The organism is Lysinibacillus sp. G01H, assembly GCF_028872195.1.
GTDB classification, from domain to species: Bacteria; Bacillota; Bacilli; order Bacillales_A; family Planococcaceae; genus Lysinibacillus; species Lysinibacillus capsici.
Map to the genome: position 1 here is coordinate 1,027,255 of NZ_CP118397.1, position 24,510 is coordinate 1,051,764.

At 38.1% G+C, this 24,510-nt stretch carries 23 protein-coding genes; 21 read left to right on the forward strand and 2 right to left on the reverse strand.

From position 1 onward, the window contains the following. Positions 1–92: 92 nt before the first annotated feature. From coaBC to spoVM, 12 genes are all read left to right on the forward strand, one after another. Positions 93–1,097 carry a bifunctional phosphopantothenoylcysteine decarboxylase/phosphopantothenate--cysteine ligase CoaBC gene (gene coaBC, locus PSR12_RS04915; RefSeq protein ID WP_221679788.1) on the forward strand — a complete coding sequence of 335 codons (1,005 nt, stop codon included), beginning with the start codon at positions 93–95 and terminating at the stop codon, positions 1,095–1,097. Further along, positions 1,094–3,505, forward strand: a complete 2,412-nt coding sequence (gene priA, locus PSR12_RS04920) for a primosomal protein N' (RefSeq protein WP_274771881.1) — start codon at positions 1,094–1,096, stop codon at positions 3,503–3,505. Before coaBC ends, priA begins: the two co-directional genes overlap by 4 nt. An 84-nt stretch (positions 3,506–3,589) precedes the next feature. Next, positions 3,590–4,084, forward strand: a complete 495-nt coding sequence (gene def, locus PSR12_RS04925) for a peptide deformylase (protein WP_004227388.1) — start codon at positions 3,590–3,592, stop codon at positions 4,082–4,084. A 1-nt stretch (position 4,085) separates the two neighbouring features. Further along, a complete protein-coding gene (gene fmt / locus PSR12_RS04930; RefSeq protein ID WP_258859578.1) occupies positions 4,086–5,027 on the forward strand; it encodes a methionyl-tRNA formyltransferase in 942 nt (313 codons plus the stop codon). Beyond that, a complete protein-coding gene (rsmB, locus tag PSR12_RS04935; RefSeq protein ID WP_036077179.1) occupies positions 5,024–6,385 on the forward strand; it encodes a 16S rRNA (cytosine(967)-C(5))-methyltransferase RsmB in 1,362 nt (453 codons plus the stop codon). Before fmt ends, rsmB begins: the two co-directional genes overlap by 4 nt. Beyond that, positions 6,385–7,527 (forward strand): dual-specificity RNA methyltransferase RlmN, encoded by a 1,143-nt coding sequence (gene rlmN / locus PSR12_RS04940; protein ID WP_016993573.1) that lies wholly within the window; start codon positions 6,385–6,387, stop codon positions 7,525–7,527. The genes rsmB and rlmN overlap by 1 nt, the downstream gene beginning before the upstream one ends. A gap of 6 nt (positions 7,528–7,533) precedes the next feature. Continuing rightward, complete coding sequence (locus tag PSR12_RS04945; RefSeq protein ID WP_274771886.1) at positions 7,534–8,283, forward strand: Stp1/IreP family PP2C-type Ser/Thr phosphatase; 750 nt, start codon at positions 7,534–7,536, stop codon at positions 8,281–8,283. A gap of 2 nt (positions 8,284–8,285) precedes the next feature. After that, the gene (gene pknB / locus PSR12_RS04950; protein ID WP_258859576.1) at positions 8,286–10,274 is read left to right on the forward strand and encodes a Stk1 family PASTA domain-containing Ser/Thr kinase; all 1,989 of its coding nucleotides are present in this window, start codon (positions 8,286–8,288) and stop codon (positions 10,272–10,274) included. Between the two features lie 11 nt (positions 10,275–10,285). Further along, positions 10,286–11,170: a ribosome small subunit-dependent GTPase A gene (gene rsgA / locus PSR12_RS04955; RefSeq protein ID WP_016993571.1), complete on the forward strand. Its 885-nt coding sequence runs from the start codon at positions 10,286–10,288 to the stop codon at positions 11,168–11,170. 2 nt (positions 11,171–11,172) lie between these two features. Further along, entirely contained in the window at positions 11,173–11,841 is a 669-nt protein-coding gene (rpe, locus tag PSR12_RS04960; RefSeq protein ID WP_274773426.1) for a ribulose-phosphate 3-epimerase, read from the forward strand. Further along, positions 11,838–12,491 (forward strand): thiamine diphosphokinase, encoded by a 654-nt coding sequence (locus PSR12_RS04965; RefSeq protein WP_221679794.1) that lies wholly within the window; start codon positions 11,838–11,840, stop codon positions 12,489–12,491. The genes rpe and PSR12_RS04965 overlap by 4 nt, the downstream gene beginning before the upstream one ends. 18 nt (positions 12,492–12,509) lie before the next feature. Next, entirely contained in the window at positions 12,510–12,611 is a 102-nt protein-coding gene (spoVM, locus tag PSR12_RS04970; RefSeq protein WP_099805045.1) for a stage V sporulation protein SpoVM, read from the forward strand. A 91-nt stretch (positions 12,612–12,702) separates the two neighbouring features. Here the strand turns inward: spoVM and rpmB are convergent, their stop codons facing one another. After that, a complete protein-coding gene (gene rpmB, locus PSR12_RS04975; RefSeq protein WP_004227417.1) occupies positions 12,703–12,891 on the reverse strand; it encodes a 50S ribosomal protein L28 in 189 nt (62 codons plus the stop codon). 186 nt (positions 12,892–13,077) lie between these two features. Further along, a complete protein-coding gene (locus tag PSR12_RS04980; RefSeq protein ID WP_221679796.1) occupies positions 13,078–13,821 on the reverse strand; it encodes an IclR family transcriptional regulator in 744 nt (247 codons plus the stop codon). Positions 13,822–14,129: 308 nt separating this feature from the next. On the opposite strand from PSR12_RS04980, the gene PSR12_RS04985 reads away from it, so the two are divergent. The 9 genes from PSR12_RS04985 (at position 14,130) to sdaAA (ending at position 24,408) form a co-directional block, all read left to right on the forward strand. Further along, positions 14,130–15,002 carry a dimethylarginine dimethylaminohydrolase family protein gene (locus PSR12_RS04985; RefSeq protein WP_274771892.1) on the forward strand — a complete coding sequence of 291 codons (873 nt, stop codon included), beginning with the start codon at positions 14,130–14,132 and terminating at the stop codon, positions 15,000–15,002. 14 nt (positions 15,003–15,016) lie between these two features. Next, complete coding sequence (locus PSR12_RS04990; RefSeq protein ID WP_257521288.1) at positions 15,017–15,778, forward strand: dimethylarginine dimethylaminohydrolase family protein; 762 nt, start codon at positions 15,017–15,019, stop codon at positions 15,776–15,778. A gap of 110 nt (positions 15,779–15,888) precedes the next feature. Beyond that, the gene (locus PSR12_RS04995; protein ID WP_221679802.1) at positions 15,889–17,316 is read left to right on the forward strand and encodes an amino acid permease; all 1,428 of its coding nucleotides are present in this window, start codon (positions 15,889–15,891) and stop codon (positions 17,314–17,316) included. A 37-nt stretch (positions 17,317–17,353) separates the two neighbouring features. After that, positions 17,354–18,958 (forward strand): M20/M25/M40 family metallo-hydrolase, encoded by a 1,605-nt coding sequence (locus PSR12_RS05000; RefSeq protein WP_274771893.1) that lies wholly within the window; start codon positions 17,354–17,356, stop codon positions 18,956–18,958. A 171-nt stretch (positions 18,959–19,129) separates the two neighbouring features. Next, a complete protein-coding gene (locus PSR12_RS05005) occupies positions 19,130–20,335 on the forward strand; it encodes a GGDEF domain-containing protein (RefSeq protein WP_221683423.1) in 1,206 nt (401 codons plus the stop codon). Positions 20,336–20,443: 108 nt separating this feature from the next. Next, entirely contained in the window at positions 20,444–20,803 is a 360-nt protein-coding gene (locus tag PSR12_RS05010; RefSeq protein WP_004269431.1) for an Asp23/Gls24 family envelope stress response protein, read from the forward strand. A gap of 18 nt (positions 20,804–20,821) precedes the next feature. Beyond that, positions 20,822–22,471 carry a DAK2 domain-containing protein gene (locus PSR12_RS05015; protein WP_221683424.1) on the forward strand — a complete coding sequence of 550 codons (1,650 nt, stop codon included), beginning with the start codon at positions 20,822–20,824 and terminating at the stop codon, positions 22,469–22,471. Positions 22,472–22,822: 351 nt separating this feature from the next. Further along, positions 22,823–23,485: an L-serine ammonia-lyase, iron-sulfur-dependent subunit beta gene (sdaAB, locus tag PSR12_RS05020; protein ID WP_004269429.1), complete on the forward strand. Its 663-nt coding sequence runs from the start codon at positions 22,823–22,825 to the stop codon at positions 23,483–23,485. Positions 23,486–23,499: 14 nt separating this feature from the next. Beyond that, entirely contained in the window at positions 23,500–24,408 is a 909-nt protein-coding gene (gene sdaAA / locus PSR12_RS05025; RefSeq protein WP_202341671.1) for an L-serine ammonia-lyase, iron-sulfur-dependent, subunit alpha, read from the forward strand. Positions 24,409–24,510: the final 102 nt, after the last annotated feature.

The window sequence follows — 24,510 nt, forward strand, 5'->3', positions numbered from 1 at the left end:
TAGTTAGCAGTAGATTTTGATTATACAGAATGCCGAAAGCTCCCAGGGAATCCTTCTTTGGGAGCTTATCATTTGAAAGGACGACACCTAGCATGAATAAAAATATTTTACTTTGTGTTTCAGGCGGGATTGCCGTATATAAGGCTGTGGCACTCGTAAGCAAGCTATCACAAGCAGGAGCCAATGTAAAAGTCATCATGACAGCCTCTGCTAGACAGTTTGTAAATCCATTAAGTTTTCAAGTGATGTCCAAAAATGATGTTTATTTTGACACATTTGATGAAAAAGATTCAAGTGTGATTGCTCATATAGACTTAGCAGACTGGGCTGATTTAATTTTAGTAGCGCCAGCTACAGCAAATATAATAGGCAAAATGGCCAATGGTATAGCAGATGATATGATCACAACAACCCTGCTTGCTACGACAGCACCCGTATGGATTGCACCAGCTATGAATGTACACATGTACGACCATCCTGCGGTAAAACGGAATTTGGATAGGCTATCAGCTGATGGCTACAAATTTATTGAGCCTTCCGAAGGATTTTTAGCATGTGGCTATGTCGGGAAGGGCCGTCTAGAGGAGCCAGAAAAAATCACTGCACTTGTTCAAGATTTTTTTTCGGGAAAAACAAAACCACTAACAGGTAAAACAGTCATAGTGACAGCAGGTGCCCTGCATGTACCATTGGATGAACAGCATGTAATTAGTTCACAGGCAAATGGAGCCATAGGACGAGCTTTAGCACATGAAGCAAGAATGCTAGGCGCACATGTGATTGAAATAGAAAATGCAAATTTGTTTGATGCTATTCAGCAATTGGAAGCTTATAAAATCCAATATCCTCAAGCAATATTGATCCATGCAGCAAATGTGCCGACTATAAAGGAAACGCCCATCATTTCAGTAGAAGGCATAAAAGCGATCACTTTCGGACAAAAAGTGCAAGGAACACCAATGCTTAATATACTTTCTGAGAGATGGATTGATTTTAGTGAAAAAGCGCAGCTTAACGGACAGTTTTTGGCTACAATTAACCCACAACTTTTTGCTCAGACATTATGGTCTTATATTATAAAGGGTGAGGAACAATGAGCTTTTTGATAGCAGAGGTCATTGTAGATGTCTCTACTTACCATGTAGATCGTCCATTTGATTATCAAGTACCTGTAGAATGGATTAGTGTTATCGAATTAGGAAGTCGTGTTAAAGTGCCATTTGGTCCAAGAAATGTCCTGGGTTTTGTTGTTGGATTGAAGAAAGAAACAGATGTACCGTTAAATAAACTAAAGGCAATCAATCAAATTTTAGATATGGAGCCAGTCCTGACAGAAGAAATGTTGCGAATGGCGAAGTGGTTGAAGAACGATACGATTTGCTATGAAATAGATGCCTTGCAAGTGATGTTACCATCTGCACTTCGAGCCAAGTATGAAAAAATGATTAAGCTACAACAAGATCAACAATTGCCACTAGAGGTACAGGCTATATTCGGGAAGCGTCAACGAGCAAATTTTAAAGAATTTGAGCGAGCAGGTTTACTACCCCTATTGAAACAATTGGTTGCAGATAACATTGTTACAATCGAATATGTTGTGAAGCAACAGGGAAATGTGAAAGAAATTCGAATGGTTCAAATAACAGCAGACCAACAACTTATTGAACGTGCCTTAGAGCAGTCATCCAGGGCAGTTAAACAACGGCTATTATTGCAATGGATGTGCCAACACTTAGGAGAGGTTTTTACTCCCCAACGAATTTGTGACGAAGCAGGGGTCTCTATATCAGTATTAGAGGCAGTAATTGACAAAGGAGCTGCTCAATTTATTCAAGAGGAAGTATTTCGTGATCCATTTACGAAGGAAGTTTCACGTACACAAGCCTTACAATTAACGGATGAGCAGCAGGTTGCTCTCCAAGCTATTACTACAGCTATGGACCAGCAAATGGCGCAAACCTTTTTATTACATGGTGTAACCGGGAGTGGTAAAACAGAGGTTTATTTGCAGGCTATTCAAAAGGTATTAGAAGAAGGAAAAGAAGCCATTATGTTGGTACCTGAAATCTCTTTAACGCCACAAATGACTGAACGATTCCGCAGTCGCTTTGGTGAGATGGTTGCTGTGATGCATAGTGGATTATCTGTAGGGGAGAAATATGATGAATGGCGTAAAATCCAACAAGGCAAAGTGAAGGTCGTAGTTGGAGCTCGTTCAGCTATTTTTGCTCCCTTTACGAATATAGGGCTTATTATATTGGATGAGGAACATGAATCAACTTATAAGCAAGAAGATTCACCGCGTTATCATGCAAGAGATGTAGCCATCTGGCGTAGCGAATTTTATAAATGTCCTATTATTTTAGGGAGTGCAACACCAGCATTAGAATCATTTGCAAGAGCTAAAAAGGGAGTATATAAGCTACTCTCATTAAAACACCGTGCTTTACATCAGGCTTTGCCGACTGTTTTTATTGCAGATATGCGTGAAGAGCTGAGACAAGGTAATCGTTCGATGTTTTCCCAATCATTGATTGAAGCAATCCGTTTAAGACTTGAGAAAAATGAGCAAATGGTGCTGTTTTTAAATCGTCGTGGCTATTCTTCGTTTGTACTCTGTCGAGATTGTGGTACAGTCGTTCAATGTCCAAATTGTGATATTTCCTTAACCTATCATCGAACAACTGAAAAATTGAAATGTCATTATTGTGGTTACGAGGAACATGTTCCTCAAATATGTCCGCAATGTCAAAGTGATCATATTCGTTATTTTGGTACTGGTACACAAAAGGTGGAAGAGGAACTGTATAAATTGTTTCCTGAGGCAAGAGTAATACGTATGGATGTAGATACTACGAAGCATAAAGGGGCCCACGAAGAAATATTGGAGACTTTTGGGGCAGGGCGAGCGGATATTTTGCTGGGTACTCAAATGATCGCAAAGGGCTTGGATTTTCCAAATATAACACTAGTCGGTGTACTTAGTGCCGATACATCCCTACATTTACCTGATTACCGTGCAGCAGAGCGGACCTTTCAGCTATTAACACAGGTAAGTGGCAGGGCTGGGAGACATGACAAGCCAGGGGAAGTCATCATTCAAACGTATACACCTGAGCATTACGCAATTGAATTAGCTAAAACTCAGGATTATGAGCCATTTTATGAACGAGAAATGTTTTTACGTCGCCGATCCAACTATCCACCTTATTATTTTGTAGCTCTTATTCAATTATCCCATGAAGATGTCATGATGGCTGCTGAATATGCTGGTCGAGTGGCTGATTGGTTACGAGGAAACTTATCGAATCAAGTAGCAATTATAGGACCAACAACTGCGAGTATTGCTCGTCTCCAAAATAGATATCGTTATCAATGTTTGATAAAATATAAAATTGAACCAAATCTAATTCCAGTGTTACAACGTCTACTTGCCATGTATAGAGCAGAGTGGGTTAAACAAGGAATATTAATGACCGTAGATTTAGATCCGTCTACTATATAGTTAGCGTGTAATAATAGCACGATTATTAATAAAAGTATCAATTAGCTAGTGCACTAGCTTTAAAGCAGAAATGAGGAAATCATAATGGCAATAAAAAAAGTAATTGAAAACCCTGCAAAAGTACTATCAACACCGTGTGCTGAAGTGACAGAAATCAATGATGAAATTATTACATTACTTGATGATTTATATGACACAATGGTGGAATATGATGGCGTTGGAATTGCGGCACCACAAATAGACGTAGGGTTACGCGTAGCAATTGTTGAACTAGGTGAAGAACGTGATATTTTAGAAATGATTAATCCAACTGTCGTTGAAACGGACGGAGCAGAAGTAGATATTGAAGGATGCTTGAGCTTTCCAGGATTATATGGAGAAGTGGAACGTCCTAGTTATGTCAAAATTGAAGCATGTGATCGTGAAGGACGTGTTTATGAATTAGAGGCAGGTGGCTTTGATGCTCGTGCGATCTTACATGAAATTGATCATTTAGATGGCGTGCTTTTCGATTCAAAAATCAAGCGTATTGTTACTGCAGAAGAGCTGGAAGAAATGTACGCAGAAGAGGAGGAATAAAATGACATCTATCATTTTTATGGGGACACCTGACTTCTCCGCACCTATTTTGCGTATGCTACATGATGAAGGATATGCTATTAAGGCAGTTGTAACACAACCAGATCGTCCAGTTGGGCGTAAGCGTGTACTAACACCGCCTCCTGTAAAGGCAACGGCATTGGAACTTGGCATACCGATTATACAGCCCGAAAAATTGCGTGGCTCTGAGGAATTACAGCAAATTCTTGCTTTACAGCCCGATTTAGTAATAACTGCTGCGTTTGGTCAAATATTACCAAAAGAGCTATTGGATGCACCATCTCTTGGTTGTATTAATGTCCATGCCTCACTATTACCAAAATATCGTGGAGGTGCTCCAATTCACCAAGCCGTCATGGATGGTGAAAAAGAAACTGGGGTAACAATCATGTATATGGCAGAAAAGCTTGATGCGGGAGATATTATCTCTCAAAAAGCAATCCCTATTGAGGAAGATGATCATACTGGTGGCCTTTTTGATAAGCTAAGTAAGGTTGGGTGTGAATTACTTAAGGAAACACTTCCTTCTATTATAAATGGTACAAATAACCGTACAGTTCAAGATGAAGCACAAGTTACCTTTGCAAGTAATATTTCAAGGGAGCAGGAACGCATCGATTGGACAAACGATGCTGCTACTCTGTACAATCAAGTGCGCGGTCTTCATCCGTGGCCTGTTGCTTATACGACTTTTGAGGATGGGAATTTTAAAGTATGGTGGGCAACGATTGGCAAAAGTAAACATGAGGCTAATCCAGGTACAGTGGTTGCCATTGACAAAGATCATTTTGAGGTAGCAGCTGGCAACGGAACAACTTTAGCATTATATGATGTGCAACCAGCTGGTAAAAAGCGCATGACCGCAGAGGAATATTTACGTGGGACAGGTTCTAAATTACAGATTGGGGACCAATTTAAATGAGTAAAAAAAGTGTAGTGATTTGGGATGGCAATGTACGAGATGCCGCATTGTCAATTCTATTAGCAGTTGATAAAAATCAGGCCTATAGCAACTTATTGCTAAATGAAACAATTAAACGACATAAAATTGAAGCAAAAGATCGTGCTTTATTGACTGAAATAACGTATGGAACTTTACAGCATAAAATGACACTTGATTATTACTTAGAGCCATTTATTCGCGGTTCAATTGATCATTGGGTTCGCTGGCTATTAAGAATCTCGTTGTATCAAATCCATTATTTAACACGTATTCCTCCACATGCTGCGGTAAATGAAGCAGTAGAAATTGCCAAGCGTCGAGGACATCGTGGAATCGCCTCTATGGTCAATGGCATATTAAGATCCGTGTTACGCAGTGGAGTCCCTTCAACAGATGACATAGCAGATCCAATTGAGCGTCTTTCTATAGAAACAAGTCATCCAGTGTGGTTAGTTCAACGATTTGTTGATAACTATGGTCTGGCAGTAGCGACTGAGATGTTACATGAAAATAATAGACCGCCTGTGCAGACTGTTCGTGTTAATAAAACAAAAGCAACCGTTGAACAGGCTATTGCCGAGTTAAATTCAGAGGGTTTAACTGCTAAGCAAAGCGATGTTATACCAGAGTGCTTACACATTACAAACGGCCAACCAGCTCGTACGAAAGCCTTTAAAGAAGGTATGATTACTATTCAGGATGAAAGTTCAATGATACCTGCTAATGTGCTAAATCCATCTCCAGGTATGCGTGTCTTGGATATGTGCGCGGCACCTGGTGGAAAAACAACGCATATAGCCGAAATAATGAAAAATGAAGGTTCCATTTTAGCAACAGACCTTCATCCACATAAATTAGATTTAATCGACCATAATACAGAGCGTCTAGGGCTTGATATTGTTGAAACAGCCCCGATTGATGGAAGGAAAGCGCCTGAATTTTTACAAGCAGCGTCTTTTGATGCTATCTTAGTGGATGCACCATGTAGTGGACTAGGGGTTATGCGACGTAAGCCAGATATTAAATATACAAAGCGTGAGGAAGATTTAGAAAGTCTTCAAAAAATCCAATTAGCTTTACTCGATGCAGCCACAAAAGTATTGAAAACTGATGGCAAGCTTGTATACAGTACGTGTACAGTAGACATACAAGAAAACGAAGGTACAGTGCAAGCCTTTTTAACAGCACATCCAGAAATGGAAGCTATACAACTAGAGTCTTTACCAACAAAATTAGCGGAAAAGCAAGCTAATGGCATGCTTCAAGTCTTTCCACAAGACTTTGGCAGTGACGGTTTCTTTGTCGCCGCCTTTCGTAAAAAAGGAGAATCCAACTAATGGTGGATCAAGAGAAATTTAATGAACGTATTAACGATTTAGTCGAAGAAGCAGAAGAAAAGCCCGTTCGACGTGTAAAAAAAGAAAAGCCAAATTTAAAAGAATCCATTTATTCTTTACAACCTCATCAATTAGAAGAATGGCTAAAGGAAAATGGTGAAAAGCCTTTCCGCGCTGCTCAAATTTTTGACTGGTTGTATAATAAACGTGTAAAGACATTTGAAGAAATGTCAAACCTTTCAAAGGGATTACGCGAAAAGCTAACAGCAAATTTTGCATTATCCACACTCTCAACCATTATTAAACAGGAATCTAAAGATGGTACCATTAAATTTTTATTTCAATTACAAGATGGGTATTCAATAGAAACGGTATTAATGCGCCATGAGTATGGAAATTCTGTTTGTGTAACAACACAAGTAGGCTGCCGAATTGGCTGTACGTTTTGCGCATCCACTCTAGGTGGTTTGAAGCGACATTTATTAGCAGGAGAAATCGTTGAGCAAGTTGTCAAAGTGCAGCAAACTTTAGATGAATTAGGTGAGCGAGTATCACATATTGTCATTATGGGTATTGGCGAACCTTTTGATAACTATGATGCAATGATGAACTTCTTAAAAGTGATCAACCATGAAAAAGGTTTAAATATCGGTGCACGTCATATTACAGTATCAACATCTGGTATTGTTCCGAAAATTTATCAATTTGCAGATGAACAATTACAAATTAACTTTGCTGTTTCTCTGCATGCGCCAAACCAGGAAGCACGTCAAAAGCTAATGCCAATTGCTCGTGCTTATAAATTAGAAGAATTAATGGAAGCTGTACGATACTATACTAAAAAAACAGGTCGACGAGTGAGTTTTGAGTATGGATTAATGTCTGGCGAAAATGATTCAGTAGAAATAGCAGAGGAGCTATCTGCATTAATTAAAGGAATTAAATGTCATGTCAACCTAATTCCTGTAAACTATGTACCAGAACGTGATTATGTTCGTACATCTCGTAGTCAAATTTTTGCTTTTGAAAAAACATTAAAGAAAAATGGTATTAACGTAACGATCCGCCGAGAGCAAGGTGCAGATATCGCTGCTGCGTGTGGTCAATTACGTGCACAAGAGAGATCTGAAGAAACGAGGTGACCAGTATTGGAATACACAGTCGAAAGTGATATTGGTTTAAAACGATCCATTAATGAGGACCGTGCTGCATTCTTTAAACGTCCAGATGGGCTTGCACTAGCACTTGTTGCGGATGGCATGGGTGGTCATAATGCTGGTGATGTAGCAAGTGATATGGCAATCCAACAGATGGAATCCTTTTTTTTACAGGCAGACACACATCATTTTGTATCCACAACATCAAAAAAAGAATGGTTATTACAAACAGTTCAACAATTGAATAAAACAATATATGACTATTCTTTATCACATGAAGACTGTAAAGGAATGGGCACGACATTTATTGCGGTGTTAATCGAAGAACAACATTGCTTCATTGCACATGTGGGGGACAGTCGTGTGTATTATTTCTTTGAAGATGGTGCACAACAAATAACAAGAGATCATTCATATGTGAACGTCTTGGTCGAAAATGGTGAGATAAGCGAAGAAGAGGCTTTGACACATCCAAAGAAAAATTTCATCTTAAAAGCGGTTGGGACAGAGGACACAATCGAACCAGACTTTTATGAAGTAGATTTAGCATCAGAATCGTATTTACTCATTTGTTCAGATGGATTAAGCAATAAACTAACTGTTTATGAAATGGCATCGATAATTACGTATCCAGACTCCATTAAGGAAAAGGGGCGTAAACTTGTAGAATTAGCAAATGCCAGCGGGGGAGAAGACAATATCTCCCTCGTGCTATTAACGAAAAAGGATGAGGAGGTGTAAGAATGCTTGTAGGTAAAAGAATTAGTGACCGTTATAAAATTATAGAACTCATTGGTGGCGGAGGTATGTCCAATGTTTATTTAGCACACGATATGATCTTAAATCGTGATGTAGCCATTAAAATATTACGCTATGATTTTTCCAATGAGGATGAATTACATCGACGTTTTCAACGTGAGGCACTGTCTGCTACAAGTCTTACACATCCGAATATTGTTAGTGTTTATGATGTAGGTGACGATGGGGATCTACATTATATTGTGATGGAATATGTTCAAGGAAAAACATTAAAGCAGTACATACAAGAATTTGCACCAATTTCTCCTGCTAGAAGTGTGCATATTATGAAGCAATTAACGTCTGCCATAGCTAATGCCCATGAAAACCATATTATCCACCGTGATATTAAACCGCAAAATATTTTAATGGATGCAGAAGGTAATGTGAAAATTACGGATTTCGGTATTGCCATGACGTTAAGTGCTACATCGTTTACTCAAACAAACTCTGTGCTTGGTACAGTGCATTATTTATCACCAGAGCAAGCGCGCGGCGGTACAGCTACAAACAAATCAGATATTTACGCACTCGGTATTGTGTTATATGAATTATTAACAGGTGAACTTCCATTTTCTGGTGAATCAGCTGTTTCAATTGCTCTTAAGCATTTACAAGCCGAAACGCCTTCTGTCCGCGCTTTTGATGCAACGATTCCTCAAAGCTTGGAAAATGTAGTTTTAAAGGCTACTGCCAAAGATTCATCCCATCGTTATACTACAGTGGAAGAAATGTATGAGGATTTGGAAACCGTACTATCACCGTCTCGAATCAACGATCCCAAATTTGTCATACCTGTGGATAATGATGTGACGAAGGCTATTCCTATCATTAAAGAGCAGATGCATAAAAAAGACGAAGATTTAACCAAAACAAGAGTTATTGAACCGATTATGGAAGCTAAAGCTCCATCTCAACCACAGCCTAAAAAGCCTGTAGAAAAGCCAGTTCCCGTTAAGGCAAAGAAGAAAAATTGGCCAAAGTATGTTGCGGGACTATTTATTGCAGCGATTGTCATTTTCCTATTCTTTATTTTTGCAAAAGATTTATTTAGCCCGAAAAAAGTGGCTATACCAGATGTAGCAAATTTAACAATAGAGGAAGCGACAAAAAAATTAGAGGCAGATGGATTTGTTGTTGGTGAAGAACATCAGGAGCGAAATCACGAGGAAATTGAAAAGGGGAAGGTTATTGAAACAGACCCTGCAAAAAATGCATTACGTGAAAAAGGCTCAGAGGTAGACTTAATCGTTAGTTTAGGTGTAGAGATGACGACTGTTGATAATTATGTAGGACAAAATTATAGTCAAGTTGAAGCTTTAATAAAAGGTAAATATAAGGATGTCATAAAAGAGGATGTTCCTTCTCGTGAACCAGAAGGAAGAATCATTGAGCAAAGCATACCGCCAAATTCTGAGGTAGTAGCGAAAGAAGAAACAATCACGTTTAAAGTTAGCCAAGGAGTTAGGATGGTAAGGGTTGAAAACGTTGTAAATTATACGAAAGCGGATATGGATGACTATGTGAAAAGAGTAGGTCTCAATTGGCGTATCTCTCGTGAAGAACATCATGAGACCATCCCAGCTGGCAGTGTAATTTCGCAATTGACAAAAGCGGGTACTATGGTAGAGGAAGGTTCTATGATATCTGTTGTCATAAGTAAAGGACCAGCGAAACAGCCTGATAAACTACGTCTCATACCTGTAGTCATTGAGTATAAACCTACAGAAGAGGGAATAGCCCAAAACATTCGAGTTGAAATTCAAGATAAAAATCATACATTGTCTGAACCAGTGGAAGTATTTGAAATTTTAAGTGATACGCCATACAACATTCAGCTTACAATTGAAGATGGCAAAGATGCGAGTTATAGAATAATCCGTGACTCAGAAATAATTTTAGAAGGCAAAGTTAATTATAATGATGTCGATTAAGGAGGAATTGGATGGCGCAAGGCCAAATAAGAAAAGCATTAAGCGGTTATTATTATGTATTTGATGGACATCAACTGATTCAATGTCGAGGACGTGGGGTATTTCGTAACCGTGGCGAATCCCCACTTGTTGGCGATATTGTAGAGTATACAATGGAAACAGAAGGCTCCGATGGGACTATACAAAAGATTTTAGAGCGTCAAAATGAATTGGTACGTCCGCCAATTGCTAATATTGATCAAGGTATTTTGGTATTTTCCGTAAAGGAGCCAAATTTCAATACCATTTTACTGGATCGTTTTTTAGTTGTGTTAGAATCCTTCCATGTACATCCTATTATTTGTTTAACAAAAATGGATCTGCTAGAAAAAGATGAACGTGAGGAATTACAAAATTATATAGCAGATTATGAAAGCATGGGCTATACAGTTTTGCAAACATATAAAGATGAAGAAGAATTAGTTGAACGATTACGTCCTATTTTAAAGGGAAAAACCACTGTTTTAGCTGGCCAATCGGGTGTTGGGAAGTCAACTTTGCTTAATACACTAATTCCAGAGTTGAACTTAAAAACGGGTATTATCTCCCAAAGTTTAGGACGGGGTAAACATACCACTCGTCATGTTGAACTGATAGAGGTCTGTGATGGTTTATTGGCAGATACACCTGGATTTAGTTCCTTTGATTTTGACGAAATTGAGAAAGAAGAATTAGGTGTATGTTTTCCTGAAATGGCTAGAGTGGCGGATGATTGTAAATTCAGAGGTTGCTTACACTTGAAAGAGCCTAAATGTGCAGTAAAGGCAGCAGTCGAATCAGGAGAAATTCGAGACTACCGCTACAAGCATTATGAACAATTTATGCAAGAAATTATGGATCGAAAGCCGAGGTATTAATGATGATACAAATAGCACCATCAATATTAGCAGCGAATTTTGCAAAGTTAGGTGAAGAAGTAAAGGAAGTAGAGCAAGCAGGTGCACAACTTATTCATATTGATGTAATGGATGGTCACTTTGTACCGAATATCTCATTTGGTTCCATTGTATTGGATGCTATCCGTCCATTAACGAAGTTACCATTAGATGTGCATTTAATGATAGAAAATCCAGATCAGTATATTGAGCAGTTCGCAAAAGCTGGAGCAGATTATATTACGGTACATGTAGAAGCATGCCGTCATTTACATCGAACAATTCAATTAATCCGTTCTTTTGGTGTAAAAGCGGGTGTTGTATTAAATCCACATACACCGATAGAATCAATTCAACACATTTTAGAAGATATTGATATGGTATTATTAATGACTGTTAATCCTGGATTCGGTGGACAAAAATTTATCCATTCTGTTGTACCTAAAATTAAAGCATTATCAACAATAATTAAGGAGCGGGGCTTAGATATTGCCATTGAAATTGATGGTGGTATTACTGCTGAAACAATTGTGCCATGTGCACAGGCTGGAGCGACAATTTTTGTAGCTGGGTCAGCCATCTATAGTAAAGAAGATCGAACAGCTGCTCTTCAAGAGATTTTATTAGCGGGCGAGGCAGCGATTAAAGGATGACGACAGTCGTTGTTTGTGCAGGTGGTCCAAAAAATGAGCTTTGTTCATTTTCATCGTTTCAGCAACAACAGGATGTTGTGTTTATCGGGGCTGATCGTGGCGCCTTATATTTAATTGAGCAGGGAATTACGCCCCATGCCATTGTAGGTGATTTTGATTCTTTAACAGATCAAGAATATCGACAAGTGATGGCACAAACCAATGATCAACAACGTTTCCAAGAAGAGAAAAATGAAACAGACACGGATTTAGCATTGCTGAAAGCCTATACGTTTGAACCACAAGAAATTATTTTGACAGGTGTGACGGGTGGGCGTTTAGATCATTACGAGGCAGCTGTCCGTTCTATTTATCGGTTACAAAAAGAGCATCCTCAAATTGAGTTAAAGATAATCAATCATACTAATATGTTGCAATTTTTACTACCAGGCACACATACAATTTATGCAGATGATCGATACCGTTACTTGTCTTTTTTTGCTCACGAGGAGCCTATTCAAGGTGTAACATTAAGACAAGTAAAATATGAAACAACGAATGAGGAAATTTCCTTAGGAACATCTCGATTTACAAGTAATGAAATAATAGGAACTTCAGGGTCTATATCTTTCTCGCAAGGCATATGTTTAATGATAAGAAGCATAGATTAGCGTAAGGGGGAGAGAGTCCTGAAAGTATATACGTTCCAATTGCCGAAATTCGTGAGTAGTATCACGCGTACGTGTATTAACCTATTTAAAAAAGATAAGAAAGTAAAAAAATCCGACTAGTGTTAGTCGGATTTTTTACTTTCTTATAGAATACTAATCAAGAAAAAAATCGATTGCGCTCAATGCGAAATCGATTTTTTAGAAGCAGCGATTAAACGCGCTCGATTTTACCTGATTTTAATGCACGAGCAGAAACCCATACACGTTTTGGTTTACCGTCAACTAAGATACGAACTTTTTGAAGGTTAGCACCCCAAGTACGTTTGTTAGCGTTCATAGCGTGGGAACGGTTGTTACCAGTACGAGCTTTACGTCCAGTGATTACACATTGTTTTGGCATGTTGTATTCCCTCCTTACTGTTGATGCTGAAAGATTATTATTTCAGTTCGGTATTTCACATACCATAATAATTTAACATACGATGGCGTTCAGTGCAACAGTTTTCACATAACCTTTCAAGAAAAAAACCTTTACAGACATAAAACGTTTATGAAAAGTAGAGAAGTTTAATGGAGAATAGTTCTCCTATCCTTTTCCTCGATAACCAAGTTTTAGCGATACACGTCTACCAGTATCAACTAATCGCTCAATTAATGTATTAATATGATCTTGAGAGACATTAAAGTTTACAAAACCAATACTAACTGCTCCTATCACTTCACCAAAACCATCTAAAATAGAGACAGCAATGGAAGAAGTACCTGCAGTTCGTTCTCCGTGACTTATTGCATAGCCTTGTTGCCGAATTTGGTGAAGCTGCTCCTCTAATTCGGCCATTTCATCTTTAGTTACTAGTTGCTCTAGAATTTCTTTGGATTGTATTGCTGACATTGAGGCAAGTATGGCCTTATTGGCCGCTCCGATATGCATAGGTATGCGGATACCCAATTGATCATAAATACGAATCGGATTTGCTGCACTGTCTATCCGTTCTATAATAATCGTATCTAATCCAGCTGGTTTACTTAAATAAACGCTTTCTTCAACCTCCCTTGCTAATCGTTCTAACTCAGGTCTAATTTTGCTAATATAATCCATCGTATCATACACTTGTAAGCCAAGTTCCATCCATATGGTTCCAAGCCGATAATATTTTGTCTGTTCATCTTGTTCAATCATCCCTTGTTTAATCATGGCTTTTAAAATTCTATGTAAAGTACTTAGCGGTAAATCGCATTTTGTAGAAAGCTCTGAAATGGACAAGCTACTGTCGTTTGCATCAGCAGCTAAAACCTTGGCAATTGTCATTGCCCGCTCTAATAATTGCATTTGTCCCACCTCCCTTCATCCTATTTTATTTTTATTCTCCACCTACGTCTAGTTCCAATATTCCCGTACAAATCAGAAGTCTAAACAAATGCTTTATTTAATACACGAAAGCTACAAAAAGATCCTTTAAGGCTTATTGAATAAATGTTAATACAGCTTTTTTTCCAAGGGTGAATGCAATCCAGATTGAAAGAAAAATAAAAGTTTTCTAAATATATTGACAGTATAGCATAAAACGAATATATTCTTCATATAAACTTTCCTCTTAACGGAAACGTTTTCCACTACACGGAAATGAGGTGAAAGGAATGCATTATTGTTCATCAATGTATGCGCCTTTGAAACACGTTATTGTAAAAGATTCGAAAGATGCTTTCCAAAGCCAAGCACATCTTAGTGAGGAATGGAAAACATTTAACTACTTATCTGAGCCTAATTATGAAGAAGCTCTAAGGGAATACGCTGAATTTATTGGGATTCTTGAAAAATATGTGGAGACTATTGAATATCTGCCTATAGCAGATGAAGTAGGATTAGATTCTGTCTACGCACATGATCCAGTTAAATTTACACCAAATGGTGCCATTATACTGAAATCAGGAAAAAAATTAAGACAACCAGAGGCAGCAGTATACAAGGACTTTTTACAGCAAAAAGGTATTCCAGTAATTGGTGAACTTACTGGAGAGGCAGTTTCAGACGGTGGAGATATTGTTTGGCTAGATAATCGAACGCTCGTTGTGGGTAGAGGTTATCGAACAAACGATGAAGCCATTCGTCAGTTAAAGGAAATGACAGCCGATATGGTAGATGAATTTATAGTTGTACAACTACCACATGATCTTGGTGAAGCTGAATGTTTACATTTAATGTCTTTCATAAGTATGGTAGATCGAGATTTAGCTGTTGTGCATTCGCGTTTAATGCCAGTATTTTTCAGACAACTGCTAATTGAGCGTGGCATCCAGCTAGTAGAAGTACCTAAAGATGAATATGATTCGTTAGGCTGTAATGTGTTAGCGCTTGCACCAAGGGTATGTGTGATTCCTCAAGGCAACAAAAAAACAAAGCAACAGCTACTTGATGCTGGAGCAACTGTGTACGAATATAAAGGCGATGAAATTACTGTTAAAGGAACAGGTGGGCCGACGTGCCTAACTTGCCCAGTAGTAAGAGGATAAAGGAGAAGATGAAAATGTTTAAAAATGTTATTGTTAAAAATCCAGGAAATAGTTTTGTAAACGGTTTAACAACTAGTGATTTAGGAAAGCCCATTTTAGATAAATTATTTGAACAACATGAACACTATGTAGAGGCTTTAAAAAAATGCGGTGTAGAAGTAACACAATTACCAGCCAATGAAGCATTCCCTGATTCAACATTTGTAGAGGATACAGCTGTATTAACGCCTGAATTTGCTATTATATCGAATCCTGGAGCAGCAGCTCGTAACCGCGAAATTGAAGAAATCGAACCAGCCGTAAAGCAATTCTATGAAAAAATTTACTATATTAAAGGTTCTGGAACACTTGATGGTGGAGATGTATTACAAGCAGAGAAAAAGTTTTACGTAGGGATCTCAGAGCGCACAAATGAAGAAGGCGCGCAGCAATTTAAAGAGATTGTTGAACAAGAAGGCTATGAAACAACTATTATTCCATTAAAAGAATTCTTCCACTTAAAAACTGGAATTGCCTATGTTGGGGAAAATCGTATGGTGCTAGCTGGTGAATTTGTCGATCATCCTGCATTTGAATCTTACGAAAAAATCGTGATTCCTACAGAGGATGAATATTCAGCTAATTGTATTCAAGTAAATGATTATATTATTATTCCAGCTGGCTATCCAGAAACAAATCGTAAATTACTGGACCTTGGCTATCAAACAATTGAACTTGATATGTCTGAATTTAGAAAACATGATGGTGGTTTAAGCTGTTTATCATTACGTTTTTAAGTAAATCTACCAATACCCAATCAATTTAAAAGAGAAAATTGATTGGGTACTTTCATTCTTAAAAAATCAGAATATTTAATATTTTTACATTATATGGGAAGTAGGGATGGATGTTGAATAAAGGGGATCAGCTTCACGATAATCAATTAAAACGTTCGATGAAAAGTCGTCACTTGTTAATGCTTTCACTTGGTGGTGTTATTGGAACAGGCTTATTTTTAAATGTAGGCTATACCATTAATCAGGCAGGACCAGGAGGCGCACTGATTGGTTACTTGTTTGGTGGTTTAATTTTGTTTATGGTCATGAATTGTCTTGGGGAATTGGCTGTTTACATGCCTGTTACAGGTTCTTTCCAAACATATGCAACACGTTTCATCAGTCCTTCAGCTGGTTTTTCATTAGGTTGGATGTATTTTGTCGGGTCTGCTGCCACAGCAGGCGTTGAATTTACGGCTGCAGGTATTTTAATGCAGCATTGGTTTCCTAGTGTACCAATTTGGATATGGTGTGCTGTGTTTATGGTTCTTTTATTTGTCTTAAATGCTTTAACAACGAAGGGCTTTGCTGAAGCAGAGTTCTGGTTTGCTAGTATAAAAGTTGTTGCAGTGATTGCATTTATCATTATTGGTGGAGCGGCAATCTTTGGTTTAATTCCATTAGCAGATCGTCCTACTCCACATCTCACAAATTTAGCACCTTCTGGTTTATTCCCAGCAGGTATTACGATTATTTTTGTCACAATGATGAATGTAATTTTTTCTTATCAGGGATCAGAGCTGGTGGGTATTGCAGCAGGGGAGACCGAGAACCCTGAAAAAAATATTCCACGAGCGATTCGTACAATTCTATTCAGAATCATCGTTTTCTATATTGCTTCCATAATTGTATTATCAGCAATATTCCCAGCATCAGAGCTTGGGCTTATGGAAAGTCCATTTGTCACGTTAATGAATTTAGCTGGTGTACCATATGCCGCTGGTATCATGAACTTTGTTATTTTGACAGCTATTTTATCAGTCGGTAATTCATGTTTATATGCATCAACACGTTTATTATTTTCCATGTCACAAGAGGGGATGGCGCCTAAGTTATTTGGTCGATTAACGAAAAATAAAGTACCTTTAAATGCGCTTATTTTTACGATGGTATTCTCACTCTTATCTTTATTAACTAGTGTAATGGAAGCCGATGCTGTATTTGTATTACTAATGTCGGTAGCAGGTATATCTGTCACAATTTCATGGATGGGGATATGTGCTTCTCAGTTAATGTTCCGTTATCGCTATGTGAAGTCGGGAGGAAATGTGGCTGATCTAAAATTTAAAACACCACTATTCCCGTTGATTCCAGTATTTTGTATAATCTTTTGTGTTTTAATTTTAGTATTTTTAGCGTTTGATCCAACGCAAAGGATTGGTTTACTATACGGGATTGGCTTCTTTATTGCCTGTATAATCTTTTATCAATTGAAATTAAAAAAAGCGGCGACTGCTGCTACAGATAGCAAAAGTGAAGAAACACTAGAAGTTCGTTAATCGTACCTCTAATGAATGGGAGTTAAAGGAGAATTTTATGAATACTTTTATGTGGGATACACCCGAAAAACTACGTGCCCTATTATGTGAACTTGTGAGCTGGGAAAGCCGAACATTAACGGCGGGCGAAAATAAATTTGCCTTTCGCTTAAAAGATAAATTGTTAACGCTTCCATACTTTGAAAAGCATCCAGACTTGATTGAATTACATGATGCAGGGCTTGGCAGAAATGCAGTGACAGCCTTCTATAAGCATCCCACGGCAACAGAAACTGTTGTGTTAATCAGTCACTTCGATACCGTGCATACGGAGGAATATGGTGAACTAGAGCCGTTAGCCTTTTATCCAGAAGAACTAACGAAAAAGCTAATGGAACCTAAATACCTAAAAGATTTACCAGAGGCAGCTCGCATTGATTTGGCATCTGGGAATTATTTATTTGGTCGCGGCACAATGGATATGAAAATGGGTCTTGCCTTACACATGCAGTTGATCGAAAAGGCAAGCTTAGAGCAATGGCCGATTAATTTGATTTTAACAACGGTCCCTGATGAGGAAGTCAACTCTGCTGGTATGAGAGCGGCTGTTGTGGAACTGGTGAGACTGCGGGAACAGCATGGTTTAACTTATAAATTATTTTTAAATAGTGAGCCATCGTTTTCACAAGGGCCTTCGGATACGAATGAATATATTTATTCAGGTACAATTGGTAAAATCATGCCTGCTGCTTTGTTCTACGGAAAAGAGACACATGTCGGTGAGCCATTAAAAGGGATGACAGCTACCTTTATCGCTTCCTATATGACACAGCATATGGAGTGGAATCCCCTTTTCCGTGAAACAGATTTAGGTGAAAGCACACCACTACCCGTTTCTCTACAATTAAAAGATTTAAAAATGGAGTATTCTACACAAACACCATACCGTGCGGCGGCACTTTACAATGTCTTTTTGTTAAAACGGACAGCGGCTGAGGTAATGGCTATTTTTGAGGAAGTTGCGTTACAGGCAATGGCTGCTTGCAATGCGCACTATCAGGACATTTGTACACGAGAAAATGTTCAGGGTGTGGGCAAGGTAAAGGTCTTACGCTACGAGGCATTATTGGAGCATGCGATTGATAAGTTAGGAGCTGAGGAAGTACAAGCGATTAAGCAGCAGGTTCAGCAGCATCCTGCATGGGATGATCGTGAAAAATCGATTCGTATTGTGGATCAGCTCATGATTCGCTGTCAGGAATTAGCACCTGCCACAGTCCTGTTATATGCGCCACCTTACTATCCAGCCATTAATTCATCCAACCATCCATTAGTGAAACAGTCGATTGAATTAATGAAGCAAACAGCTCAAACATTTGATATTGAGGTGGAGCAGATCCACTACTTTAACGGAATTTGTGATTTAAGCTATGTCAACTATTCAGATGCATCCAATGAGTGGCTAGCATTTGAGCGGAACACACCCGTATGGGGCGATACGTATCATATTCCATTCAAAGAGATGGCGGCATTACAAGGTCCTGTATTAAATGTCGGTCCATTTGGAAAGGATGCCCATCAAAAAACAGAGCGATTGCATGTGGATAGTGCGTTTAAAGAGATGCCTGTTATGCTTGACACGCTTATTAAAAGCTTATTTTAGCCATATAAATTTTTCGATATTTAATTGAATACAATGTAAAAAGTTGATGCTATAAAGGTATCAACTTTTTTATTTATCAGAAAAATTTAGAATGACTTGTATTTTTCGTTATCATGACGATACATATAGGACATTATAATTATTTGAAAGTGGGCATGAGGAGAGAGCATGATGGAAAATCAAGAAAAATTAGCTTTTTCTATTCGCGAAGAAATGGTTCAGTCGAATTTAAAAGGGATGAGAATAGTTGCTTGGACACTCATGTATGTATCAGCCATTATTTCGTTAATACATTATGGAGAGGTATTTTTTGTGAAGGCGGAAAGAGCCATGGTTCCCGTCTATATTGCCATTCATATTGCCATGTTTTATATAAATGTTGCAGTATTATTATTTATCCGAGAAAAGCGAATTCATATTACTCCTGTTAATATACAGAAGTATGAACGGTTGGTTGTTGTTTATATTTACACAATAATGCTATTGATTACTGCGATATCGGTATTGGATGTTTACTTTTTCCGTCATGCAGCACTGTATGAGGTTATTTTAATCATTATTTGTACGGTATTCGCATTACCTTTACGAAAAATTGTCTGGATTATTTTGCTTTCTGCATCAGCCATTATTGTGAGTGCATATATGAGTGCTGGAATATCGAGTGAAAATATAAAAATTATATTACCCATGTCATTATTAATACCTATTGGTGTAATGATTCAATATCAGACCTATAAGGTTCGTAAACAAATCCATACCCAGCATATTTTATTGAATGAGGAAATGACCAAAACGAAGCGACTATCAGAATTGTTGGCTATTAAAAATAATGAATTGGCAGAGCAAGCATTAAAAGATTCTTTAACGAATCTACCTAATCGACGTGCATTTAATCAAAAATTGAATAAGATAGGACAGCAACTTTATCAAACACAACCTTTAACAGTCATAATGATTGATATTGATTGCTTTAAAAAATTTAATGATTATTATGGACATTTGCAGGGAGATGCTGCAATTGTCAAAGTCGCATCTCTATTGGAGGAAATTGCAGGGAAGTATAATGCATTTGTTGCCCGTTGGGGTGGCGAGGAATTTGTTATGATAAGCCAGCATACTCATAAGGTTGCTGAACCTGTATGTGAAGAAATTTTAGAAGAAATTCGACAACTTAATATCCCGCATTTACAATCTACTATTGCCCAACAAGTTACTGTTAGTATTGGAATGTGTCAAGCTAAAATCGCAAAATATGAGCATTTACAAACATGTTGTGAATTAGCTGACCAAGCGCTATATTTGGCAAAGCAAAACGGACGAAATAACTATTTCTGCAAAATGGCAATTTTTGATGAAGAAGCAAATGCGTCTATTTGAAGTCATAAAACGTTGCTACGAAGCCCTTCAATACCCCCTTAGGTTGCTTAAATTATAACGAAAGTGTTACAATATAGTTTAGTCAAAAAGAGCCAAGGAGGCATTTCTATGTCAATTGAATTAAACAATGAATTCGGCCAAATTGATATTTCAACAGATGTACTTGCACAAATTGCTGGTGGAGCTGCTGTAGAATGCTACGGTATTGTTGGCATGGCATCTAAACATCAAATTCGTGATGGTCTAACTGATATTTTACGTAAAGAAAACTTCGCAAAAGGTGTTGTAATTCGACAACAGGACGACGATTTACATATAGATATGTACATTATTGTTAGTTACGGAACAAAAATTTCGGAAGTGGCTTATCAAGTACAATCGAAAGTGAAATATACAGTAGATAAAACATTAGGTATGAGCGTAAAATCTGTCAATATCTTTGTACAGGGCGTTCGTGTAGCGAATTAAGAGGAGGAACTAAATCGAATGCAGTCTTTAGACGGTATAAAGTTTGCTGAAATGGTACAAATGGGGGCGCATCACCTATACCAAAATGCAAATTATGTAGATTCATTAAATGTTTTCCCTGTTCCAGATGGTGATACAGGTACAAATATGAACTTATCGATGACATCTGGTGCAAAGGAAACAGAGCATGCTGCTTCAGAGCATATTGGTAAAACAGCACAGGCATTATCAAAAGGCTTGTTAATGGGAGCGCGTGGGAATTCAGGCGTTATTCTATCTCAGTTATTCCGTGGTTTTGGGAAGTTTATTGAGAAGGAGTCAACAATTGATGCAAAGGGCTTTGCTGGAGCATTCCAAGCGGGTGTTGATACGGCATATAAAGCTGTTATGAAGCCAGTAGAAGGAACGATATTAACGGTGGCACGTGAAGCTGCGAAAAAAGGTCTAGAAGTAGCAGAAACTGAAAACGATATCATTGCCGTAATGGAAGCTTTTACAGCAGAGGCAAAGGCATCGTTGGATCGTACACCTGACCTACTGCCTGTTTTAAAAGAAGTGGGTGTGGTAGATAGTGGTGGTCAAGGCTTACTATTTGTGTATGAAGGATTTTTAGCTTCCTTGAAGGGGGAGGCTCTTCCGGAGAAAAATGATGCGACGCTAGATGATTTAATCAATGCAGAACATCATAGAGCCCAAGATTTCATGAACACTGCTGATATTGAATTTGGTTACTGTACAGAGATAATGGTACGCTTAGAAGAAGGAAAAGAACCTTTTAATGAAGAACAATTCCGTAATGAATTAAATCCTTTAGGTGATTCTTTACTTGTTATTTCAGATGAGGAAATTGCGAAGGTTCATATCCATTCCGAGCAACCAGGTTCTGTTCTATCGATTGGCCAAAAATACGGTAGTCTTATAAAAATTAAAGTTGATAATATGCGTGAGCAGCATTCAGCAATCGTGGGTGAAGAACATAAAGCGCCCACGCCTACCAAAAAAGTAGAAAAGCATCCGTATGCTATTGTCACGATTGCTATGGGTGAGGGTGTAGCAGATTTACTGCGCTCTATCGGTGCTTCCTATGTCATTGAAGGCGGTCAAACAATGAATCCTTCAACTGAAGATATCGTGAAAGCTGTACAAGAAATCGGGGCAGAAAAAGTATTAATCTTACCGAATAATAAAAATATAGTGATGGCAGCAGAGCAAGCGGTTGAACTATTAGAAATTGATGCAGCAGTTGTTCCTACTAAGACGATTCCTCAAGGAATGGCAGCGATTTTAGCGTTTAACCCAGAGGCGGCTGTTGATATAAATAAAAAAACAATGTCAGAAGCATTTGCAAATGTGAAGACAGGTCAAGTTACCTATGCAGTGCGTGATACATCTATTGATGGTGTTGAAATTCGCAAAGATGATTTTATGGCATTGGCAGAAGGTAAAATTGTCCTTTCTACACCAGCACTAAAGGATGCAGCTGAAAAAGTAATTAAGGATTTAGTCGATGAAGATGCTGAGATTGTTACAGTGATCTATGGTGAAGATACAACTGAACAAGCTGCCTCTGAGTTGGTAGCTTTCATAGAAGAGAACTATCCAGATGTAGAAGTTGAATTATTTAATGGCAAACAAGGGTTATATCCATATATTATTTCAGTAGAATAATTACATGCTACTTTGCTATTCCGTAAAGAAAGCAGTGCACAAAACGTGTACTGCTTTTGTTTATGCTACAAAGAGAATGTTGGATTAAATTTATTAAAAACGTACTAAATATGAATCATTCAATGTACGTACCCACAGGATATAAAATTTGGAAATATTGGATTATCAACGCTTTCATAGTTGTGTATATATGGTGCGGACAATAAATGAGCATAAATATTTACTATAAATTATAGTAGTGGTAATTTTCTGAAAGTTGATAAATTAAATGCTTTACTTTTATAGTACCTATCAAGCATGATATAAATAAAAATAAATATTATTATACAGATAGAATAGAGGGGTGTTTGTATGAAGTTTACTTCAGTATTTGATATTATTGGACCAGTCATGATTGGGCCTTCCTCCTCTCATACGGCAGGAGCAGCTCGCATTGGGCGTGTTGCAAGGGATTTATTTGGTAGACAACCTAAATGGGCAAAAATTCATTTATATGGATCATTTGCAGAAACGTATAGAGGGCATGGTACAGATGTTGCAATTGTAGGAGGCTTATTAAATTACGATACATTTGATGATCGCATTAAAACGGCATTTGAAGATGCCAAAAAAGCAGGATTAGAATACGAATTCATTCCTGAAACAGCTAATACTGAGCATCCAAATACGGCTCGACTTGTCATTGGAGACGATGAAGGGGAAATGTCAGTAGTCGGTATTTCAATTGGTGGCGGAAAAATTGAAGTCAGTGAAGTCAATGGCTTTAAGTTACGTTTAACTGGTGGTATGCCAGCTATTCTTGTTGTTCATGATGATCGTGCTGGCTGTATTGCCAATGTAGCCAATTGTTTGGCGATGCATGAAGTCAACATTGGGCATATGGAGGTATCACGTATCGAACGTGGTTTAACTGCTTTAATGGTAATTGAAGTTGATCAAAACATTGAGGATAAGGTGCTACAGCAAATATCTTTAATTCCATATATTACAAAGGTCTCAAAAATTAATAACTAAGGAGGTGTCCCGTGATGGACGTTTTATTTCATAATGTTCGTGAACTTGTTGAACGAGCAGAGAAAGAAGATAAATTAATATCAGAAATTATGATTGAACAGGAAATATTGATAACTGGTAGAACACGTGAAGAAATCATCCAGCAAATGGATCGAAATCTAACAGTGATGGAAGAAGCAATTGAACGTGGATTACAAGGTGTGCAATCAGTAACAGGTTTAACTGGTGGGGATGCCGTATTACTTCAAAATTATATTGCACAAGGAAAGTCACTTTCAGGTGATTTATTATTAGATGCAGTAAGTAAAGCGGTTGCAACTAATGAAGTAAATGCTGCAATGGGAACAATCTGTGCAACACCAACAGCAGGTTCAGCAGGTGTAGTACCAGGAACACTGTTTGCAGTAAAAAACAAACTAAATCCAACTCGTGATCAAATGATTCGTTATCTATTTACGTCAGGAGCATTTGGATTTGTGGTAGCCAATAACGCTTCCATTTCTGGGGCTGCTGGCGGTTGTCAGGCAGAGGTTGGTTCAGCTGCAGGTATGGCTGCCGCTGCTATTGTCGAAATGGCTGGAGGTACACCACAGCAATGTTCCGAAGCGTTTGCCATTACACTAAAAAACATGCTAGGTCTTGTCTGTGACCCAGTGGCTGGCTTGGTTGAAGTCCCTTGTGTTAAACGTAATGCTATGGGAGCATCTAACTCCCTAGTAGCGGCCGATATGGCACTTGCTGGTGTAACAAGTCGTATTCCATGTGATGAAGTAATTGGTGCTATGTATCGCATTGGACAATCTATGAGTCCTAATCTTAAAGAGACGGCACGAGGCGGTCTAGCAGCAACACCAACAGGTAAGGCGATCAGTAAAGCCATTCTTGAAAATGGTGGCTTACAAAGCATTAAAGCCCTTCAATAAAAAATAAGAAACATGCTATCTAAATAGGTAGCATGTTTTTTGTGTTGATGGATAGCTTACTGGAAAGAAAAACCCTCTTACGTACATAGTCGATTTAAGTAT

What these genes read in the sequence shown, in the direction of transcription:
- rsgA (WP_016993571.1), top strand. Translation starts at nt 10,286, where the DNA reads ATGGCGCAAGGCCAAATAAGAAAAGCATTAAGCGGTTATTATTATGTA.
- PSR12_RS04995 (WP_221679802.1), top strand. Translation starts at nt 15,889, where the DNA reads ATGTTGAATAAAGGGGATCAGCTTCACGATAATCAATTAAAACGTTCG.
- PSR12_RS05005 (WP_221683423.1), top strand. Translation starts at nt 19,130, where the DNA reads ATGGAAAATCAAGAAAAATTAGCTTTTTCTATTCGCGAAGAAATGGTT.
- priA (WP_274771881.1), top strand. Translation starts at nt 1,094, where the DNA reads ATGAGCTTTTTGATAGCAGAGGTCATTGTAGATGTCTCTACTTACCAT.
- rpe (WP_274773426.1), top strand. Translation starts at nt 11,173, where the DNA reads ATGATACAAATAGCACCATCAATATTAGCAGCGAATTTTGCAAAGTTA.
- rsmB (WP_036077179.1), top strand. Translation starts at nt 5,024, where the DNA reads ATGAGTAAAAAAAGTGTAGTGATTTGGGATGGCAATGTACGAGATGCC.
- PSR12_RS05000 (WP_274771893.1), top strand. Translation starts at nt 17,354, where the DNA reads ATGAATACTTTTATGTGGGATACACCCGAAAAACTACGTGCCCTATTA.
- PSR12_RS04990 (WP_257521288.1), top strand. Translation starts at nt 15,017, where the DNA reads ATGTTTAAAAATGTTATTGTTAAAAATCCAGGAAATAGTTTTGTAAAC.
- fmt (WP_258859578.1), top strand. Translation starts at nt 4,086, where the DNA reads ATGACATCTATCATTTTTATGGGGACACCTGACTTCTCCGCACCTATT.
- rlmN (WP_016993573.1), top strand. Translation starts at nt 6,385, where the DNA reads ATGGTGGATCAAGAGAAATTTAATGAACGTATTAACGATTTAGTCGAA.
- coaBC (WP_221679788.1), top strand. Translation starts at nt 93, where the DNA reads ATGAATAAAAATATTTTACTTTGTGTTTCAGGCGGGATTGCCGTATAT.
- PSR12_RS04980 (WP_221679796.1), bottom strand. Translation starts at nt 13,821, where the DNA reads ATGCAATTATTAGAGCGGGCAATGACAATTGCCAAGGTTTTAGCTGCT.
- PSR12_RS05015 (WP_221683424.1), top strand. Translation starts at nt 20,822, where the DNA reads ATGCAGTCTTTAGACGGTATAAAGTTTGCTGAAATGGTACAAATGGGG.
- sdaAB (WP_004269429.1), top strand. Translation starts at nt 22,823, where the DNA reads ATGAAGTTTACTTCAGTATTTGATATTATTGGACCAGTCATGATTGGG.
- pknB (WP_258859576.1), top strand. Translation starts at nt 8,286, where the DNA reads ATGCTTGTAGGTAAAAGAATTAGTGACCGTTATAAAATTATAGAACTC.
- PSR12_RS04985 (WP_274771892.1), top strand. Translation starts at nt 14,130, where the DNA reads ATGCATTATTGTTCATCAATGTATGCGCCTTTGAAACACGTTATTGTA.
- sdaAA (WP_202341671.1), top strand. Translation starts at nt 23,500, where the DNA reads ATGGACGTTTTATTTCATAATGTTCGTGAACTTGTTGAACGAGCAGAG.
- rpmB (WP_004227417.1), bottom strand. Translation starts at nt 12,891, where the DNA reads ATGCCAAAACAATGTGTAATCACTGGACGTAAAGCTCGTACTGGTAAC.
- def (WP_004227388.1), top strand. Translation starts at nt 3,590, where the DNA reads ATGGCAATAAAAAAAGTAATTGAAAACCCTGCAAAAGTACTATCAACA.
- PSR12_RS04965 (WP_221679794.1), top strand. Translation starts at nt 11,838, where the DNA reads ATGACGACAGTCGTTGTTTGTGCAGGTGGTCCAAAAAATGAGCTTTGT.
- PSR12_RS05010 (WP_004269431.1), top strand. Translation starts at nt 20,444, where the DNA reads ATGTCAATTGAATTAAACAATGAATTCGGCCAAATTGATATTTCAACA.